Origin of the sequence: Micromonospora sp. WMMD964 (genome assembly GCF_029581455.1) — a bacterium.
Taxonomy (GTDB): Bacteria; Actinomycetota; Actinomycetes; order Mycobacteriales; family Micromonosporaceae; genus Micromonospora.
In genome coordinates this window covers 3539895-3558433 of the sequence record NZ_CP120860.1, presented here as the reverse complement: position 1 = coordinate 3558433, position 18539 = coordinate 3539895, and the positions used below count along the sequence as shown (strand labels likewise).

General features: G+C 73.9%; 15 protein-coding genes. 3 read left to right on the top strand and 12 right to left on the bottom strand.

Translation table 11 applies throughout. The features are described 5' to 3' along the window. Positions 1–75 precede the first annotated feature (75 nt). From pnuC to rpe, 5 genes are all read right to left on the bottom strand, one after another. Positions 76–762: a nicotinamide riboside transporter PnuC gene (pnuC, locus tag O7616_RS16495; protein WP_282302792.1), complete on the bottom strand. Its 687-nt coding sequence runs from the start codon at positions 760–762 to the stop codon at positions 76–78. Continuing rightward, complete coding sequence (locus O7616_RS16490) at positions 762–1406, bottom strand: riboflavin synthase (protein WP_282302791.1); 645 nt, start codon at positions 1404–1406, stop codon at positions 762–764. Before O7616_RS16490 ends, pnuC begins: the two co-directional genes overlap by 1 nt. A gap of 1 nt (position 1407) precedes the next feature. Beyond that, positions 1408–2469: a bifunctional diaminohydroxyphosphoribosylaminopyrimidine deaminase/5-amino-6-(5-phosphoribosylamino)uracil reductase RibD gene (ribD, locus tag O7616_RS16485; RefSeq protein WP_282302790.1), complete on the bottom strand. Its 1062-nt coding sequence runs from the start codon at positions 2467–2469 to the stop codon at positions 1408–1410. A 415-nt stretch (positions 2470–2884) separates the two neighbouring features. Next, the gene (locus tag O7616_RS16480; protein ID WP_282260833.1) at positions 2885–3841 is read right to left on the bottom strand and encodes a response regulator; all 957 of its coding nucleotides are present in this window, start codon (positions 3839–3841) and stop codon (positions 2885–2887) included. A gap of 1 nt (position 3842) precedes the next feature. Next, on the bottom strand, positions 3843–4523 hold the full coding sequence (rpe, locus tag O7616_RS16475) for a ribulose-phosphate 3-epimerase (protein WP_282260834.1): 681 nt from the start codon (positions 4521–4523) through the stop codon (positions 3843–3845). A gap of 255 nt (positions 4524–4778) precedes the next feature. Here rpe and O7616_RS16470 point away from each other — a divergent pair, with 255 nt between their 5' ends. After that, the gene (locus O7616_RS16470) at positions 4779–5669 is read left to right on the top strand and encodes a septum formation family protein (RefSeq protein ID WP_282302789.1); all 891 of its coding nucleotides are present in this window, start codon (positions 4779–4781) and stop codon (positions 5667–5669) included. An 84-nt stretch (positions 5670–5753) separates the two neighbouring features. Then, complete coding sequence (locus O7616_RS16465; protein WP_282302788.1) at positions 5754–6638, top strand: septum formation family protein; 885 nt, start codon at positions 5754–5756, stop codon at positions 6636–6638. 46 nt (positions 6639–6684) lie between these two features. Here O7616_RS16465 and O7616_RS16460 read toward each other — a convergent pair whose 3' ends face one another. The 4 genes from O7616_RS16460 to O7616_RS16445 all read right to left on the bottom strand — a co-directional run bounded on the left by O7616_RS16460 (position 6685) and on the right by O7616_RS16445 (position 12216). Next, positions 6685–8121 (bottom strand): transcription antitermination factor NusB, encoded by a 1437-nt coding sequence (locus O7616_RS16460; RefSeq protein WP_282302787.1) that lies wholly within the window; start codon positions 8119–8121, stop codon positions 6685–6687. Further along, complete coding sequence (gene fmt / locus O7616_RS16455) at positions 8118–9044, bottom strand: methionyl-tRNA formyltransferase (protein ID WP_282302786.1); 927 nt, start codon at positions 9042–9044, stop codon at positions 8118–8120. Before fmt ends, O7616_RS16460 begins: the two co-directional genes overlap by 4 nt. Before the next feature lie 5 nt (positions 9045–9049). Beyond that, positions 9050–9610, bottom strand: a complete 561-nt coding sequence (gene def, locus O7616_RS16450) for a peptide deformylase (RefSeq protein ID WP_282260841.1) — start codon at positions 9608–9610, stop codon at positions 9050–9052. A gap of 110 nt (positions 9611–9720) precedes the next feature. After that, on the bottom strand, positions 9721–12216 hold the full coding sequence (locus O7616_RS16445; RefSeq protein ID WP_282302785.1) for a helix-turn-helix domain-containing protein: 2496 nt from the start codon (positions 12214–12216) through the stop codon (positions 9721–9723). A gap of 241 nt (positions 12217–12457) precedes the next feature. On the opposite strand from O7616_RS16445, the gene O7616_RS16440 reads away from it, so the two are divergent. Further along, positions 12458–13765, top strand: coding sequence for a hypothetical protein (locus tag O7616_RS16440; protein ID WP_282302784.1), 1308 nt, complete (start codon positions 12458–12460; stop codon positions 13763–13765). An 86-nt stretch (positions 13766–13851) separates the two neighbouring features. Here O7616_RS16440 and O7616_RS16435 read toward each other — a convergent pair whose 3' ends face one another. From O7616_RS16435 to O7616_RS16425, 3 genes are all read right to left on the bottom strand, one after another. Continuing rightward, on the bottom strand, positions 13852–15129 hold the full coding sequence (locus tag O7616_RS16435) for a cytochrome P450 (RefSeq protein WP_282302783.1): 1278 nt from the start codon (positions 15127–15129) through the stop codon (positions 13852–13854). 205 nt (positions 15130–15334) lie between these two features. After that, positions 15335–16318, bottom strand: a complete 984-nt coding sequence (locus tag O7616_RS16430) for an AAA family ATPase (protein ID WP_282302782.1) — start codon at positions 16316–16318, stop codon at positions 15335–15337. Positions 16319–16571: 253 nt separating this feature from the next. Next, the gene (locus O7616_RS16425; RefSeq protein ID WP_348773816.1) at positions 16572–18488 is read right to left on the bottom strand and encodes a primosomal protein N'; all 1917 of its coding nucleotides are present in this window, start codon (positions 18486–18488) and stop codon (positions 16572–16574) included. Between the last annotated feature and the right edge of the window lie 51 nt (positions 18489–18539).

The following is an 18539-nucleotide window of genomic DNA, read 5'->3' as shown; positions in this document are numbered from 1 at the left end:
CCGCCACTCCGCTTCGCTCCATGGCGTCATGAGGCACCAAGTGACTGAACCTGATGATTCGCTCGCTGTGCTCGCTCATGCCACAGCCTCCGTGTAGATGGGTCGGGCGGTGGCCGGGCGGGTCGCACGCGAGGTGCGCCACCAGGCGGCGAAGCCCCAGACGCACAGCGCGCCGTAGATCAGGTACATGACCGCGGACGGGTAGAACCCGCCGCGCAGCAGCAGCGGCACGCCGACCGCGTCCACCGCGATCCACAGCAGCCAGAACTCCACCCAGCCGCGGGCCATGCCGTACGTGGCCAGCAGACTGCCGGTGAGGATCCAGGCGTCGGGCAGCGGGCCCCACGAGCCCAGTGCCTTGAGCACCGGGTACGCGGCGGCGGTGCCGACCACGGCGGCCAGCAGCAGCATCAGCCGCTCCCGCCCGGTGGCCCACCGTGGGACGACCGCCGCCTGCCCGGCGTCGGCGCGACGGTTGCGCTGCCAGCGCCACCACCCGTAGACGCTGACCGCGAAGAAGAACACCTGTCGCCCGGCCTGCCCGTACAGGTCGTGCGCCTGCGGGGTGGCGAACACCCCGCCGAGGAAGACGGTCAGGAGCAGCGCGTTGCCGATCATGCCGACCGGCCAGGCCCAGACCACCCGGCGCAGCCCGAGCAGCGCGGAGATCAGGCCGAACGCGTTGCCGACGATCTCCCGGACCAGCACCGGCGAGCCGGCCACCTGCACCTGGGCGTCCAGCAGCCAACCGAGCGCACCCATCAGGCCACCCCGCCCGTGATCGGAGCCGCCCCGGCGCCGTCGGAGCCGGCCAACCGGTCGCCGAGCAGCCGCTCGACGTACTTGGCCAGCACGTCGACCTCCAGGTTGGCCGGGTCGCCGGCCCCCTTCGCGCCGAGCGTGGTCAGCTTGAGCGTGGTCGGGATCAACCCGACGGCGAACTCGTCCGCGCCCACCTCGGCCACGGTCAGCGAAACACCGTCGATCGTGATCGAGCCCTTCTCCACCACGTACCGGGACAGGCCGGCGGGCAGCCGGAACCGGACCGTCTCCCACTGCTCGGCCGGCTCCCGGGAGATCACCTCGCCGACCCCGTCCACGTGGCCCTGCACCAGGTGCCCACCGAGCCGGCTGCCGAGCGCGGCGGCCCGCTCCAGGTTGACCGGGTCACCGACGCTCAGCGCACCCAGCGCGGAGCGGCGCAGCGTCTCGCCCATCACGTCGGCGGTGAAGACCCCGTCCGCCACGTCCACCACGGTCAGGCAGACGCCGTTGACCGCGATGGAGTCGCCGTGCCGGGCGTCCGAGGTGACCAACGGACCACGGACGCCGATCAGCGCGGAATCGCCCGCCGTCGCCGTGACCCGGACGATCTCCCCCAACTCTTCGATAATGCCGGTGAACATCTCAGCCCTCCCTTTTGCGGGGCAAAGCGGTGATCCGCAGATCCGGACCGATCTGCGTAACGTCGACGAACTCCAGATCGATTGCCTCGGCGATGGTGCTCACTCCCGCGTCGACCAGAGCGGTCGGTCCGGCACCGAGCAGCCGGGGCGCGACGTACCCGATGACCTTGTCGACCAGGCCGGCTTGCAGGAACGCGCCGGCCAGCCGGGGGCCGCCCTCCAGCAGCAGCGAGCGGACCCCCCGCTCGTGCAGGGCAGCGAGCAGCGCCGGTAGGTCGACCCGGCCGTCCGGGCCGGCGCCGACCTCGTCGGCGGTCGCGATCCACGTCCGCGCGGCGCCGTCGCGGACCCGGGCGTCAGCCGGGGTACGCCCGGAGCTGTCCACCACCACCCGCAGCGGCTGCCGGATGGCCAGGCTGCCGTCCCGCAGGTTGCGAGCGGTCAGCCGGGGGTCGTCGGCGAGCACGGTGCCCACCCCGGCGACCACCGCGTCGACGGTGCCCCGCAGCGCGTGCACGTCGATCCGGGCCGCCTCCGAGGTGATCCACATGCTGGTGCCGTCCAGCGCGGCGGCCCGCCCGTCGAGCGTGGCGGCGTACTTCCAGATGACGTACGGCCAGCCCCGGCGCATCGAGGTCAGCCACGCGACGTTGCCGGCCTCGGCCTCCTCGCCGCGTACCCCGAGGTCGACGCGGACCCCGGCGGCGCGCAGGGTGGCGGCGCCACCGGACGCGACCGGGTTGGGATCGGGTACGGCGATGACCACCCGGGCGACCCCGGCCTGGACCAGCGCGGAACTACAGGGGCCGGTGCGACCGGTGTGGTCACAGGGTTCCAGAGTGACGACCGCCGTGCCGCCCTTGGCCCGCTGCCCGGCCTGCGCCAGGGCGACGATCTCGGCGTGCGGCCCGCCGGCGTACGCGTGGAAGCCCTCCCCCACGACCTGGCCGTCCTCGTCGAGCAGCACGCACCCGACCACCGGGTTGGGGCTGGTCGTGCCGAGCCCGCGCGCCGCCAACTCGATCGCACGCCGCATCGCCTCGTCGACGGAGACGCTGGCCATCGCCCTGCCCTGCCCTCTCACTCGCCGTCCGCGCGCTGGCGGTCAGGGAGGCTGCGGCCATGGGGCCGCGGGCAGGCGGAGGCGGAACCCGGGAACGGCACAGCCGCCCCGGGAGGGTGGGCACGGCACGCTGAAGCCAGCGGCCGGGCGGACCCGTCCGTCCCGCGCGCTGTCTCCCATCCGGACTGTCTGGGCGCGGACGAACCGCCCCCAACCGTCGGCCCCGGATTCTCACCAGGTCCACCGGGCGGCAGAGCCGTCCGGGTCGCGGGCTGACCACGGTCGCACCGTGGATCACCGCCGGTTCGGAATTTCACCGAGTCCCGCCAGCGCGTGGTGGGTTATACCGGCAGTCTTACACGCTTCTTCGCCTTCGCCGCCACCTAGGCGAGCTACTTCACAGCGGGATCACGCGTCAGGTGACGCCACGACGCCGGTCCACCGCCACGTACGACCCGGGTTGGCTCTTGGCGACCGTCTTCATCTCCGAGGCCACCGCGATCACCTCGAGGGGGTCGGTGAACCGCCTGCCGGCGTCGGAGAGGGACACCCCGATGGAGAGCGTGACCAGGGCGGCGCGGCGGATGTTGCCCCGCCGGTCCTTCAGCTCGACGAAACCGCGCTCCCGGTCGGTCGGGTCGTAGAGCGTGTCCGCGGCGGTCTCGAAGTCCACCACCGCCTGCGACGTCAGCGGACGGACCTGGTCCGGGGTGCAGACGATGACGAAGTCGTCACCGCCGACGTGACCGAGGAAGGCCGGCGGCAGGCCGACACCCACCACCGCCCGGTGCAGGCTGCGGGCCAACGCGGAGATGAAGTCGTCGCCCCGGACGAAGCCGTACCGGTCGTTGACGCTCTTGAACCGGTCGATGTCGACGTAGCCGACGGCGTAGTCCACGCCCTGCCGCACCCGGTCGCTGATCTCCCGCCGGATCCGGCTGTTGCCGGGCAGCCCGGTCAGCGGGGAGACCTCCCGGAACTCCTTGTTGCGGCGCAGCGTGGACGAGACCCGGGCCACCAGCTCGGCGGTGTCGAAGGGCTTGACCAGGTAGTCGTCGGCGCCGGCGCTGAGCCCGAGCACCTTGTCGACGGTCATCCCCTTGGCGGTCAGCATGATCACCGGCAGGGCGGAGGTCATCGGGTCGGCGCGCAACCGACGGGTCAGCTCCAGCCCGTCGATCCGGGGCATCATGAGGTCGACGACCGCGAGGTCCGGACGCTCGCGTTCGATGACCTCGAGAGCCTCCTGGCCGTCGACGGCGTGGATCACCTCGAAGCCGTGCAGGCGCAGGTTGAACTCGACGAAACGAGCGATGTCCTCGTCGTCGTCGACGACGAGGATGATGTCCTTGCGGTCGCCGTCGGGTTCCACGTCAGGCGCCGGGAGCCGCGCGTTCCGCGAGCGAACGCAGGTGCCGTACGGCCTCCGCCGGGTCGGCGGCGCCGTACACGGCGGTGCCGGCGACGAACGCGTCCGCGCCCGCCGCGGCGGCCTGCTCGATGGTGTCGGCGGCGATCCCGCCGTCCACCTCGATGCGCAGCTCCAGGTGCCCGGCGGAGACGTGCCGGCGGGCGGTACGCACCTTGTCGAGCAGTTGCGGGATGAACCGCTGCCCGCCGAAACCGGCCTTGATCGTCATGATCAGGAGGGTGTCGAAGCTGGGCAGCAGGTCCAGGTACGGCTCGATCGGGGTGTCCCGGTCGATGGCCAGCCCGGCCTTCGCGCCAGCCGACCGCAGGTCCTTGGCCAGCGCCACCGGATCGTCGGACGCCTCGGCGTGGAAGGTGACGTTGTACGCCCCGGCGTCGGCGTAGCCGGGGGCCCACCGCCGCGGATCCTCGATCATCAGGTGCACGTCGAACGGCATCGCGGTGACGGCCCGCAGGCTCTGCACCACGGGTAGACCGATGGTCAGGTTCGGCACGAAGTGGTTGTCCATCACGTCGACGTGCAACCAGTCCGCGGCGTCCTCGACGGCACGGACCTCTTCGGCGAGGCGGGCGAAATCGGCGGCCAGGATGCTCGGCGCGACGATCGGCGGCGGTACGGTCACCTGGCCAGTGTACGAACGTGGCGAGCCGCGACCCGCATCGCGCCACCTTCGGGGACGCGCTGTGACCCAGCAGTGACCAATGGTGCAGAATTCGTTACTCCGGACCCTCGGATCCGGACGAACAGACGGCAATGGCTGGCCGATCGACGGAAAGGCGACGACACTCCAACCGGGACTGTGCCATAGGCTGCACGCCCGCCGGGGTCTCGCCGCGGGGCGCGGTGACCGGCCGCCAGTTCCCGGGAAGGGCGGACGATGCGACGGTGGCTCCCAGCGCTGGTGCTGGCCGGCGTCACGACGATACTGCTGGCCGGTTGCGCACCGGCCCGAGGCGCGGACGGTGACCTCACCGACGACTGGCCGGCGCTGCGGGTGCCGAAGCCGTTCAGCCCGGCCACCGACACCTGCCTGCCCCGGATCATCCCGGTCGTGCAGGCCAGCACGTACGAGACGGTGGACTGCGCGCGTAACCACCTGGCCGAGACCATCCACGTCGGCACCTTCGTCGGGCCCGACGCGCTGGCCGAGGCCCGGCCCGAGCCCGGTGCGTCGGCGCTGCGCACCGCCCGCGCCGAGTGCGACCAGCGGGCCCGGGAGGTGCTCGGCGGCGACTGGCACACCGCCCGCCTCGCGCTGACCCTCGCGTTGCCGTCCGCACCCGCCTGGTCCGGCGGCGCACGCTGGTTCCGGTGCGACCTCAGCGAGACCGGCAGCATCGACAACACCCGCCCGGTCAACCGCACCGGCAGCCTGCGCGGCGCGTTGATCGGCGACAGCCCGCTCACCCACCGCTGCTTCGACCCGAAGCTGATCGGCGACAACCTCAACTACATGGCACCGGTGCTGTGCACCGAACCGCACCGCGCCGAGTTCGTCGGCGTCTACGAGGAACGCGACATGAGTTGGGCCGCGTTCAGCAAGGCCGCCGCGCAGGCGCACCAGCGTTGCATGGGGCTGATCGCCGCGTTCGCGGACGTGCCGGACAACGACGAGTTGCCGTACCGGGCCGGGTCCATCTACTACCCACCGTCGCAACGGGAGTGGGAGGAGGGCGACCGTGGGGTGCGCTGTTTCCTGTGGAGCGACGACCGCAAACTCACCCGTTCGATGCGCGGGGTCGGCCCGGAGGGACTTCCGGCGATCTGAGCAGTGGTGCCGTATGCTGCTGCGCCGTGGCGCTACCGGCCGGCCGGGTACGGTCGGCGGCCACCAGGGGCGGGGAGGTCAGGGATGCGACGGTGGTTGACGGCGTTCGCCGGAGGTGCGGCCCTGGCGCTGGCCGGGTGCAACGCGCCCACCGGACTCGACCGTGACCTCGTCGACGACTGGCCGGCGCCCGTCGCGGCGCAGCAGTTCGTCCCCGCCGCCGACGTCTGCCACCAGACCTCCCAGCAGGTCGGCTTCCTGACCGGCTACAACCCGACGCCGTGCACCGAGGCGCACCGGGTCGAGACCATGCACGTCGGCACCCTCACCGGCCCCGCCGCCGACCCCGGCACGACACCGTTGCCCGGATCGAAGGGCATGCGGGCCGCGCAGGCCGCGTGCGACACCCAGGTCAACAAGGCGGTCGGCGCCGACTGGCGCTCCGGGCGGCTCGGTCTGACCGTCGTGCTGCCGTCACCGCAGGCCTGGGCGAGCGGGGCCCGCTGGTACCGCTGCGACGTCACCGAGATCGTCAGCATCGACGACACCACCGTCGACCTGCGCACCGGCAGCCTCCGGGGCGCGTTGTCCGGCGCGGCGCCGCTGGCGTACCGCTGCTTCAACCCGAAGATGGTCAAGGACGACATCGAGGAGATGGTGCCGGTCTCCTGCACCGCCAAGCACCACGCGGAGTTCGTCGGGGTGTGGCAGGGGCCGGACGTCAGCTACGCCGAGTTCACGCGCACCACCAAGCGCACCCACCGGGCCTGCCAGTCGATGATCGCCAAGTACGCGAAGGTGCCGGACAACTCCCAACTCGAATTCCGCGCCGGCACGATCTACTACCAGCCGTACGAGGAGGAGTGGAAGAACGGCAACCGCGGCGTGCAGTGCTTCCTCTGGATCTCCGACCGGGACCTGACCCGCTCGATGAAGAACGCGGGCACCAAGGGCCTCCCGGTCACCTGAGCGCCGCCGCGTCCGGCCGGGTCGACCGGCCGGACGCGACATCGGATCAGTTTCGCCGCAGGACGGCGAGGAACATCGCGTCGGTGCCGTGGCGGTGCGGCCACAGCTGCACGGTCGGCCCGTCGCCCAGACCGGGCATGCCGGCCGGCAACAGCGGACGGGCATCCACGAAGTCCACGGCTACCCCGCTGCGGCGGGCCGCCTCGGTCACCGTCACGTGGGTCTCGACGGTGTGCGGCGAGCAGGTGACATAGGCGACCAGGCCACCCGGGCGGACCGCCCGCAGCGCCGCACCGAGCAACTCCCGTTGCAGCCGGGTCAGCGGCGGCAGATCCGACGGTTGCCGACGCCAGCGGGACTCCGGGCGACGGCGCAGCGACCCCAGCCCCGTACACGGCGCGTCCACGAGCACCCGGTCGAAGTGCTCCTCGGGCAGCTTCGGGTCCGCGCCGACCTCCCGGCCGTCGGTGGCCAGCACGGCCACCGGCAGACCCCGGGTCGCCTGGGACACCAACCGGGCCCGGTGCTCGGCCACCTCCACCGCGGTCACCCGCGCGCCCCGCTGCGCGGCCAGGGCACCCAGCAGCCCGGCCTTGCCACCCGGACCGGCGCACAGGTCCAGCCAGCGCCCGTCCGGCCCGTCGAGCGGCGCGTCGGCCAGCGCCGCGGCCACCAACTGCGACCCCTCGTCCTGCACGTGGGCCCGGCCGTCGGCCACCGCCGGCACGTCGCCGGGCGCGCCACCGGGCAGATAGACGGCGTACGGCGAGAAGGCGCCGGGCGCGCCCCCGACCTGGTCGGCCAGCTCGACCGGGTCGATCAGGCCCGGCCGGGCACAGAGGTGCACCGGCGGCCGCTCGTTGTCCTCGATCAGCAGGCGGGCCGTCTCGCCCAGGTCACCGCCGAGCGCCTCGGAGAACGCGCGCACGATCCACTGCGGATGGCTGTACGCCAGGGCCAGGTGCCCGACCGGGTCGGTCTCCATCGGCGGGGCGAGCTTCGCCACCCAGGCGTCCACGTCACGGGTGGACACCTCGCGCAGCACCGCGTTGGCGAAACCGGCGGCACCCGGCGCGACCGAGCGGACCAGGTCCACCGTCGACGAGACCGCGGCGTGCGGCGGCACCCGGGTGTACAGCAACTGGTAGGCGCCGAGGCGCAACGCGTCGCGCGCCGGTGGGTCGATGCGGGCCACGTCCCGACCGGACGCGTCGGTCAGGATCGCGTCCACCGTGCCCAGGTGGCGCAGGGTGCCGTAGGTCAACTCGGTGGCGAAGGCCGCGTCCCGGCCGAACAGCCCCTCCTCCCGCAGGATGGTGGGGAGCACCAGGTTGGCGAACGCGTCGTCGCGGTGCACCGCGGCCACCGCCTCGTACGCGGCCCGACGCGGGCGGTCCAGTGGCGGACGGGCCGGTCGGCGGTCCCCGCCACGACCCGAGGGCGGGCCCGAGCGCGTGGGGCGCGTCCCCTCCGGGGCCGTCACGCGAACTCCTCGCCGGTGCCGACGCGGACGCCACGCGCCCAGTCGGTGGCGCCCATCGCCCGCTTACCCGCGGCACGGACCTCACCGAGACGCACCGGCACGGTCGCCGTGCCGGTGAGCACCCGGGACTTCTCCACCAGCAACTCGCCCGGCTTCAACTCCGGGCCGTCCGGCACCGGCACGACCGGGCCGAGCTTCACCCGCTCCCCTCGGAACGTGGTCCAGCCGCCCGGGGCCGGGGTGCACGCCCGCAGCCGACGGTCCACGGCGAAGGCCGGATCGCCCCAGCGCACCCGGGCGTCGTCCACCGTCAGCTTCGGCGCCAGCGACACCCCGTCGACGGGCTGCGGCTCGGCCCGCGCGGTGCCGTCGGCGATCGCGTCGAGCACCGCCACCAGCAGCCCGGCGCCGGAGTCGGCGAGCCGCCCCAGCAGGTCACCGGAGGTGTCGGCCGCCCGGATCTCGTCGGTCAGCGTGCCGTAGACCGGGCCGGTGTCCAGGCCCTCCTCCAACTGGAAGACGCTGGCACCGGTGAACTCGTCGCCGTGCAGCACGGCGTGCTGCACGGGCGCGGCCCCACGCCACGCGGGCAGCAGCGAGAAGTGCAGGTTGATCCAACCGTGCCGGGGGATCTCCAGCGCGGCCGGTGGCACCAGCGCGCCGTAGGCGACCACCGGCACGCAGTCCGGCGCGAGCGCGCGGAGCCGGTCGAGGAACTCGGGCTCGCGGGGACGGGCCGGTGTGAGCACCTCCACGCCGTGCTCGTCGGCCCACTCGCCGACCGGGGACCGGGACAGACCACGACCACGCCCCGCGGGCGCGTCGGGTCGGGTCACGACCGCGACCAGCTCGTGCCGGGAGGCGGCGACGGCGGCCAGAGCGGGGACGGCGACGGCCGGGGTACCGGCGAAGATCACACGCATCCGGGTCACCGCCCCAGGCCGAAGGGGCTGCCCGCGCCGTGCGGGTTGACCTTGACCGTGGGCGGGGCGGACGCGTCGTACCACTCGGCCTGGCGAATCGCCTTCATCGCCTCCTTGCGACCGGCGACGTCCAGCCGGTCCAGGAAGAGCACACCGTCGAGGTGGTCGGTCTCGTGCTGCACGCAGCGGGCCATCAGGCCGGTGCCGACGATCTGCAGCGGGTCGCCGTAGCCGTTGAAGCCCTTGGCGATGACGTTCTGGCGGCGCTTGGTGTCGAAGTAGAGCCCGGGGATGGACAGGCAGCCCTCCGGGCCGTCCTGCTCCTCCTCGTCGGGGAACTCGAGCACGGGGTTGACGAGGTGCCCGAGCACGTCGTCGACGTCGAAGGCGAACACCCGCAGGCCCACACCGAGCTGCGGTGCGGCCAGGCCGGCGCCGCTCTGCTCACGCATCGTGTCGGTCAGGTCGGCGATGAGCCTCCGCAGCTCGACGTCGAAATCGACCACCGGATCGGCCGGCGTGCGCAGCACCGGATCCCCAAACAGACGGATGGGCTGGACGGTCACGCGGGGTGGCTCCTTCACGGGTCGGACGAGCGGTGCCGTACCAGTCTACGGAGTGCCCGGCCGCCCGCCGGGCGGCGTACCTCGATCGGCCACCGCGGGTGTGCCCAGCGTCACGGGTCGGCTCCCCCACCCGGGGCCTCGGCCTCGGCCAGCAGGTCGCGCACCCGCTCGCTGTCCGGGTGACCGAGGTCGTCGAGGATGCCCAGGGCCCGCCGCCAGGTACGCACCGCACCCGCCGGGTCCCCCGCCGCCTGCCGGCTCACCCCGAGCCGGCACAGGGTGTCCGCCTCGTCGTAGCGGTCGCTGATCCGCCGGTACAGCCGTAGGGCCCGCCCGTAACAGCGGATCGCCTCGCGGTGGTCACCCAACCGGGCGTGGATGAAGCCCAGGCTGTCCCAGGTGTTCGCCTCGCCGTGCCGGTCACCGGTCGGGCGCAGCAGCGCCAACGCCTGCCCACAGTGCGTGAGCGCCCGCCCGTACTGACCGAGCTGGGCGTGCGCCCAACCCACCGCGTTGCGGGCGCTCGCCTCCCCGGCCAGGTGGCCGGCGGCCTGGTACAGGGCCAGCGCGCGTTCGCCGTGGTCGAGCGCCTCGGCGTACCGGCCCAAGCCGTCGAGCATCGCGCCGAACGCCCGGTGGGTCCGCGCCTGCCCGGTGTGGTCCCCCAACGACCCGAAGATCACCAACGCCTGTCGGTAGTTCCTCGCCGCCTCGTCCACCCGCCCCAGCCGGTACAGCACCCGGGCGAGGTCACGGTGGGCGTTCGCCTGCCCGAGCCGGTCGCCGACCTCCCGCGCCCCGGCCAGCGCGGCCCGCTGGGCGAGCACCAGGTCGGGCCAGCGACCGCGGCGCTGCAGGAAGTCCACCAGCGTCCAGGCCAACTGCCAGGCATGGCCGTCGAAGCCGGTACGCCTGGCGTACGCGACCGCCGCCAGCAGCACCGGGTACTCGACGGTGAACCAGGCGAGGGCCGCACCGTGGTCGGTGATCTCCTCGGGCACCACGCCCGGCTCGGCGGCCGCCAGGGCGACCGGATCCCGGCCGGGTTGTAACAGCAGGGCTGCCGCGTGCGCGGTGTGCAGGTAGTGGTCGAGACCCCGTCGGATCGCCGCCCGCCGGGACTCCGCCGGTTCGAGACGGTCGGCCTGCTCGGCCGCGTACGCCCGGAGCAGGTCGTGCGCGCCGAACCGGCCGGGGGTGTGCTCGGTGACCAGGTGCGCGTGGGCCAACTCCGCCAACAGTCGGGGCACCCGGGCCCGGGGCAGCCCGGCCAGGCTGGCCGCCGCGGCCACCCCGATGTCCGGCCCCGGGTGGCAACCGAACAGCCGGAACAGACGTGCCGCCGCCGGCGTCAGGTTCCGGTACGACCAGGAGAAGACCGCCTGCACGTCGGTGCCGGCGTCCCCACCGTCGAAGGAGTCCAGCGGACGCGGCGCCTCGCGCAGCTCGGCGGCGAGGGCGGCCAGGGAGAACTCCGGATTCGCCGCGCCCCGGGCGGCGAGCACCGCCAGCGCCAGCGGCAGCCGTGCGCACCGCTCGATGATCTCGTCCACCGCCGTCGGCTCGACGGTCAACCGTTGCGCGCCGAGCCGCCGGGCCAGCAGCTGCCACGCCTCGGCCGTGCTGAGCAGGCCGACGCCGATCGGGCGGGCGCCCTCGGCGGCGACCAGGCCGGCGAGCCGGTTGCGGCTGGTGACCAGGACCAGACAGCTCGGGCTGCCGACCAGCAGGGGCCGAACGTGGTCGACGTCGCGGGCGTTGTCCAGCAACACCAGCATCCGCCGGTTGGCGAGCAGGCTGCGGTAGAGGCCGACCTGCGCGTTCAGGTTGGTGGGTATGCGTTCAGGCGGCACCTCGAGGGCCTCCAGGAAGCCGCGTACCGCCTCGACGGCGGTCATCTCCGTCCCGGTGGAGTCGAAGCCGCGCAGGTCGACGTAGAGCTGGCCGTCCGGGAAGCGGTCGGCGACCCGGTGCGCCCAGTACACGGCGAGGGTCGTCTTGCCGACCCCGGCCGTGCCGGACAGCGTCATGATGGTGACCGGCGTCGGGCCGCCGTCCTCCGCCGGGGCGGGGCTGACGAGCTGGGCGTCGAGCTGGGCGAGCTGGGCGACACGTCCGACGAATCCGGGTAGCGCCGGGGGCAGTTGGCGGGGGACGGGCAGCCGGTTCACTGTCGTACCGGTGCGTTGACCGCCGCTGCGGACGCGGCCCGGCCCGGCGCTCGACCCCTCGGTGGTGGCGTCGTCCCGGTGCGGGCGTCGACGTCTCTCCTCGACCCGGTCCCGGGCGGTGGCCAGCACCCCCTGCTCGGCGGGGCTCGCCCCGAGCAGCCGGATGAGGACGTCGAACCGCTCCGGCGGCGGCAGGATGTTGCCGCCGAAGTACTCCCCGATGATCCCCCGTGACCAGCCGGTCTTCGCCGCCAACTGCCGGTACGTCAGTTGGGTCTCGCCCTCCTGCCGAGCCTCCCGGCGGCGCAACTGGCGTAACAGCCCGGCCAGTTCCTCCAACGTCTGCACGTCGACGCCGCGGCGGACCACCTCGAACGCCCCGGTCGCCCCCTGCTCCGCCTGCCCCGCGCCGGGAGGTACCCGTTGGTCGGACATACGGCTCCCCACCCCCCGATCGCCCAGCCCCCCGGATGTGCACGGGCAGGCTAATTCCACCTCCACCCCTATCGATAGGTGAGCGCCGATGTCTGACAGTTCCACTTCGGACTGCTGATCGTCCGATGATGTCCGGCGGTGTCCAGTGCCGTCCAGGATGCGCGACGTGGAGCCGACGTCCCGTGCCACCGTCCTGCTGCGGGTTCGACCCGCTCCACGATCCCTGGGGGAAGAGGTACTGATGATCCGTCCACACCCGACCGTCCGACGGTCCACGACGATGCTGCGCCGCGTCGCCGTCACCGCGTTCGGCCTCACGCTGCTCGTCGCCGGAGTGACCGCCGCACCGGCCACCGCCGCGCCCGACGGCAAGGCCGGCGTCGCCGCACCCGGCGGCAAGGCTCGCACCGCCGGGTCGTTCGTCGACAGCACTCCGGTGCCCGGTGGATTCGCCTCCTGGGCCGAGCTACTGACGTTGCAGCAGCGGATGAACACCGCCGCCGCCCGGATCACGACCGCGGCGGAACGCAGCGCGACCTCCGGCTTCGCCGGTATCGTCGCCGACCCCACCAAGCGGCAGCTCCAGGTCTACTGGAAGGGAGAGCCCCCGGCCAACCTGGTGGCCAACGCCCGGGCCACCGTCGCGACCCAGGTGCTGTCCGCGCCGTACTCCCAGCGGGAACTGCTCGCCGCGGCCGACCGGCTGCGCGCCAAGGCCGGTGACGAGATCACCACTGTCGGACCGCGCGCCGACGGCGCCGGCCTGCTCGTCGGCACCCAGGACGGGCTGCTCGGCGCGACGGCCCTCGCCGGCGTACCGGTGACCGTGCAGACCGGCGTCGCCGCCTCGCCCGCCACCCGGTGGGACGACACGGCGCCGTGGTGGGGTGGCGCCGCCTGGCGCAACGCCACCACCGGCGGCGGCTGCTCGACCGGCTTCGGGGTCTTCCAGGGCGGGGTCGCGCGGATCCTCTCCGCCGCGCACTGCGGCAACATCAACAACGCCGCGACCGACCCGACCGGGCAGTCGATGGGCATCGTCGGCACCCGCAACGCCGGCACCGACACCCTGCTGCTGTCCGGCAGCTCGGGCGGCCGGGTCTTCAACAACAGCACCAACGCGGCCGGCGGGGTGGTCAGCGAGTTCAGCAACCAGGTGATCGGCGCGTCGGCCAGCCAGGTCGGCAACTGGGTGTGCACCTCCGGCGCGTACTCCGGCACCCGCTGCTCGATCCAGGTGAAGGCGCGCAACCTGTGCATCAACGTTCGCAACTTCGGCCAGGTCTGCGGTCAGGTCCAGGCGGAGAACACCACCCGTACCAACGCCGTCGGCCAGGGCGACAGCGGCGGCCCGGTGGAGATCGTGAACGCGGCGAACACCCTCCAGGTCTGGGCGACCGGCACCAACACCGCCATCGACGACACCAACACGTCGACGGCCTGCACCGGCTACGTCACCACCGGGCGGGTCTGCGCCTGGCGGTTCTACTACGAGGACATCTTCGCGGGCATGGCCGGCGTCGGCGCCTCGGGCGTCGTCCTCGGCTGAGGTAGCTCGGCGACCCGCCGTTCGACCCGGTGGCCGGGTCGGTGCGCAGTCCGCGTACCGACCCGGCCCTTCGCTGTGCGCAGACGTCAGCGGTCGGCCGCGGTGCCCTGCCGCGTGCCGGCCGGCGCATCCCGGGCGTCGACGGCCGGCGTGCCCAGCGTCACCAGCAGGCTCTCGTAGCCGCGCAGGGTCAGCCGGGTCCGGTGCCGGGGCGGCTCGACCAGAGCCAGTTCGGGGAGGCGGCGCAGCAGCATCGGGAACGCCAGCTGCGCCTCCAGCCGGGCCAGGCCGGCGCCGAGGCAGTAGTGCGGGCCGGCGCCGAAGGACAGCGGGTGCGCCTGGCCCCGCGTCGGGTCGAAGCGCTGCGGGTCGGGAAACCGGCGCGGGTCGCGGTTCGCCGCACCGAGCAGCAGCAGCGCCGTGCTGCCGGCCGGAAGGTCGAGCCCGCCGCAGCGCACCGGCGCCGTGCTGGTCCGGGTGGTCAACTGCACCGGCGAGTCGTAGCGCAGCAACTCCTCGACGTACGCCGCGGCGAGCCCGGGATCGGCGCGCAGCTCGGCGGCGGCGGCCGGGTGACCCAGCAGCACGACGAGACCGTTGCCGAGCAGGTTGGTCGTGGTCTCGAACCCGGCCACCAGCAGCACCACCAGGTTGGCCAGCAGTTCGTCGCCGGTGAGCCGGTCGCCGTCGGCGTCGTGCACCTGGACCAGCGCGCTGGTCAGGTCGTCGGCCGGTGCCCGCCGCCGGGCGACGATCAGCTCGACGAAGTAGTCGCGCAGCTCGGCGGCCCCCGCGTCGGCGACCGTCAACTCCTCCGGGGTCATCTCCGGCTCCAGCACCCCGGTCAGGTCACCGGCCCAGCGGCGGAACAGCGGCCGGTCGGCAGCGGGTACGCCGAGCAGCGCGCAGATCACCCCGACCGGCAACGGGTACGCGAAGTCGGCCAGGATGTCGACCGGAGCGCCGCGGGCGGCACGGGACACCATCGCGTCGAGCAACTCCTCGGCCTGCGCGCGTACCACGTCGCGCATCCCGGCGATCCGGCGTGGGCTGAACGCCCCGGCGGCCAGCCGCCGCATCCGGCTGTGGTCCGGCGGGTTGGTCCGCAGCATGGACCGGGCGATGGACGACACCGCCGGGCTCTGCCGCCAGTTCGGCCAGACCTGGTCACGCAACGCGTCGTCGAGCACCCCGAGCCGGGGGTCGCGCAGCAGCTCGTCGGCCTCCGGGTAACCGGTCACCACGTACAGGCCCGGCATCGCCTGCACCACCGGCCCGTGGGCGCGCAGCCGCTCGTACGTCGGGTACGGGTCGACGCGCCCCTGCGGCGACATGAGCAGTGTCAGCGCTTCGGCAGCCTCCATGGCCGGCCCCCCGTCGATGCGTCGGAGGCTCCATCATCCCGGTGCGGCCGTCATCCGGCAGCCCTCGCCGTCGTGCGGTCGGGTTGCTGCTGCTGGTGCCGCCGGTGCGGCGACTGGCCGGCGCCGACGCGCTCAGGCACCGCCGGATTCGACACCGGCGGCCGAGCGCTCAGGCACCGCCGGGGCCCACACCGGCGGGCGGTGCTCAGGCGCCGATGCTCGGGTCCCCGGCGAGCACCGCGTCACCGCGGAGCAACGCGGGCTCGGGCAGCGGAAGCTGGATCTTGTGGGCCGCCTCCCAGTCGTAGATCAGGCCGGGACGGACCTGGGCGGCGAAGTAGTCGATCGCCGTCATCCCACCCACGACCGGCTCGTCGACCTCGGCGACCAGCTGGGCCGGGACGAGGGAGAACCCGTTCTGCAGGGCGGCGCTGAGCCGACGGTGACCGTCGACGACGAAGAAGTACTCGCCGGTGAACCCGATCTTCAGCGGTTCGAGGGCCTCGTCGCCGGCCTCGGCCACGTCGCCGACGAAGTCGGTGTCCCACAGGCCCCGCAGGGTGGCGATGTCCTCGGTCGGGTAGACGCGGGCCGGGTCCAGCAGCAGCAGCGGTGGCGCGTCCCGCAGCACCTCGGCGCCGAGCGTCCCCTCGTACGCGGCGACGATGTGCTCGATCACCTCGGCGGCGGTCGCCCGGGTGGTGTCACAGATCAGGTCGTAGTTGCGCAGTCGGGCCTTGTCCACGCCGTACCGGATGATGAACCGGCTGCGCTCGCTGGCGCTGCGCTCACGGAGCTTGGCCTTGGCCTCCTCCAGTGAGGCGTAGCTCTCCGCCGGACCGGAGGGGCGCGCCAGCACCCGACGGGCCGCCTCGCCCGGCTCGGTGATCATGTGCACCTTGAGCGCGTCGGTGAAGAAGTGCCAGGCCAGCCGGGAGTCCATGATGAGGCGCTCACCGGAGGCGGCGATGTCCCGCTGGAGCTGGTCGACGTAGCCGTCGACGGCCTGGTCCAGCTCGGCGTGCAGGTTGAGCTGCAGAGCCGTCATCTGCCGCTGCTGCGCCATCTCCCGGTAGAGGTCCCCCACGCTGACCCGGCGCATCCCGAGCCGCTTGGCGATCTCGACCGACACGGTGCTCTTGCCGCTGCCGAGGTCGCCGTTGAAGACGATCGATTGTCCAACGGTCACGACTTGTCCACCCCTGATCACCGGCTCATTGACATCATCGACACCGCGTCCGACCGACGCGTTCCCGCCATCGTCGCGACTGCCCGCGGCGGCCCGACTCGGCGTCTCTGACGCTCCGTCGCGACCTGGAGCCGCCGTACGCCTCGGCATGACGGGCGATGCTACCACTCCGGCGGCACCGTCCCGCCGGACGCGGTGTGCGAGGACCCAACCGACGGCGGGGGCCGTTGTCGCCGGCACCAGCCGAAACTCCTCAGAACAGGCTCAGCGGGTCGACCTGGAGACGGACCGGGTCGGTGGCCTTACGGGCGGCGCGAGCACCTGCCGCCGAGTGCAGCGCCTCGGCGAGCGCGGCAGCCCGGGCGCGGGGCACCCGGACCAGCATCCGCTCCCGCCCCTCCTCGGCCGGCACCGGCCCGAGCACCTCGGCGTCCTCCGGCAGCCGGGCGGCGGTGAGCAGGTCCGCCACCGCCTCGGCCGCTCCGGTGACGCTCGCCATCCGGACGGCCGGTGGGAAGCCCAACTCCCGGCGCTCGGCCAGCTCCCGCCCGGCGAACCAGGCGGCGTCCCAGCGCAGCAACGCCTGCACCGGGGCGAGCGCGCCGTCGGCGACCACCACCACCCGCCCGGCCGGAGCCGGTCGGGCCAACGCCGCCGCAGCCAGCCAGCGACGCAGCGCCTCCTCACCGGCCCGCAGGTCGGCCCGGGTCAGCAGGGCCCACGAGTCGAGCAGCAGCACCGCTCCGTAGCCGCCCTCGGCGACCGGCTCGGCACCGGGGGTGGCCACCACCAGGGCCGCGCCGCCGGGAACGTCGGTCAACACCTCCTCGCGCCCCGAGGTGCGTACCGGCACACCGGCGAACGCCCGGCCCAACTCCTCGGCGGTCCGCCGGGCGCCGGTCACCGCGGCCCGCAGCCGCCGCCCACCGCACTGCGGGCAGGCGTACGCGGCGGCCACCCGGGCGCACCACCGGCAGGCCGGGGTGCCACCGGCCGACGGCAGCGCGAGCGGGCCGGCGCAGTGCGCGCAGCGGGCCGGGGTGCGGCAGTCGGCGCAGGAGATCGACGGCAGGTAGCCGCGCCGGGGCACCTGCACCAGCACCGGCAGGTCCTGCCGCAGGGCGTCGCGGGCCGCCGTCCAGGCCAGGCTGGGCAACCGGGCGGTGGCGGCCCCGGGGTCGCGGGCCAGTTGAGGGTCGTCACCGGTCGGCGCGATGGCCGGGATGCGGGCCCGCACCGTCGCCCGGTCGGCGACCACCTCGCGCGCCCAGCCGGTCTCCAGCAGCAACTGCGCCTCGGCGCTGCGGGCGTGACCGCCGACCAGCGCACCGGCCTCGGCGAGCTGGGCGCGGGTGAGCAGCACGTCGCGGGCGTGCGGATAGGGCGCCCGGGGCTCGGAGTGCAGGTCGTCGCCGTCGTCCCAGACGGCGACCAGACCGAGGCGGTCCACCGGGGCGAACATCGCCGCCCGGGTGCCGATCACCACCGGCACCCGCCCCCGGCGGGCGGCGAGGAACGCGCGGTAGCGGCGCGCCGGCCCGAGCGCGGCCGTGAGGCTGACGTGCCGTCCCGGCCCGAGGACGGCGGTGAGCGCGGCGTCCAGCCGGTCGAGGTCGCGGGCGTCGGGCACCACGACGACAGCGCCGCGCCCGCCGGCCACGGTGGCGGCCACCGCGTCGGCGTAACGGGCCGCCCAGTCCTCCCCCGGCAGCGCCGACCAGACCGCACGGGGAGCCCGCCCGTCGGTGAGCGCCCGCAGCAGCGCCGGGCCGGTCGGGTAGTCCCGCCATCCGCGCGGGTCGACCGGCGCGTCCTCGGCGGTCGCGGTCGCCGCGGGCTGGTCGTCGCGGGGTTCCTTCTCCACCCGCGCGTGCCGGGGCGGCACGGCGAGCCGGAGCACGTCGGCGAGGTTGCCCGCGTACCGGTCGGCGACCGCACGGGCCAGCCGGGCGATCTCGGGCGCCAGCACCGGCTCCGGGGAGACCACCTTCTCCAGGTACGCGAGGCGGCCGGTGTGCCCGGAGTCGTCGGCGCGGGACAGCAACCACCCGTCGACGAGCTGCCCGGCGAAGCGCACCTTCACCCGGGTGCCGGGCACCGCCACCTCGTCCAGCTCGGCGGGCACCAGGTAGTCGAACGGCCGGTCCAGGTGCGCCAGCGGAACATCCACGCAGACGCGCGCGACCGGCGACCCGTCCGCGGGTCGCCGGTCGCTACGCCT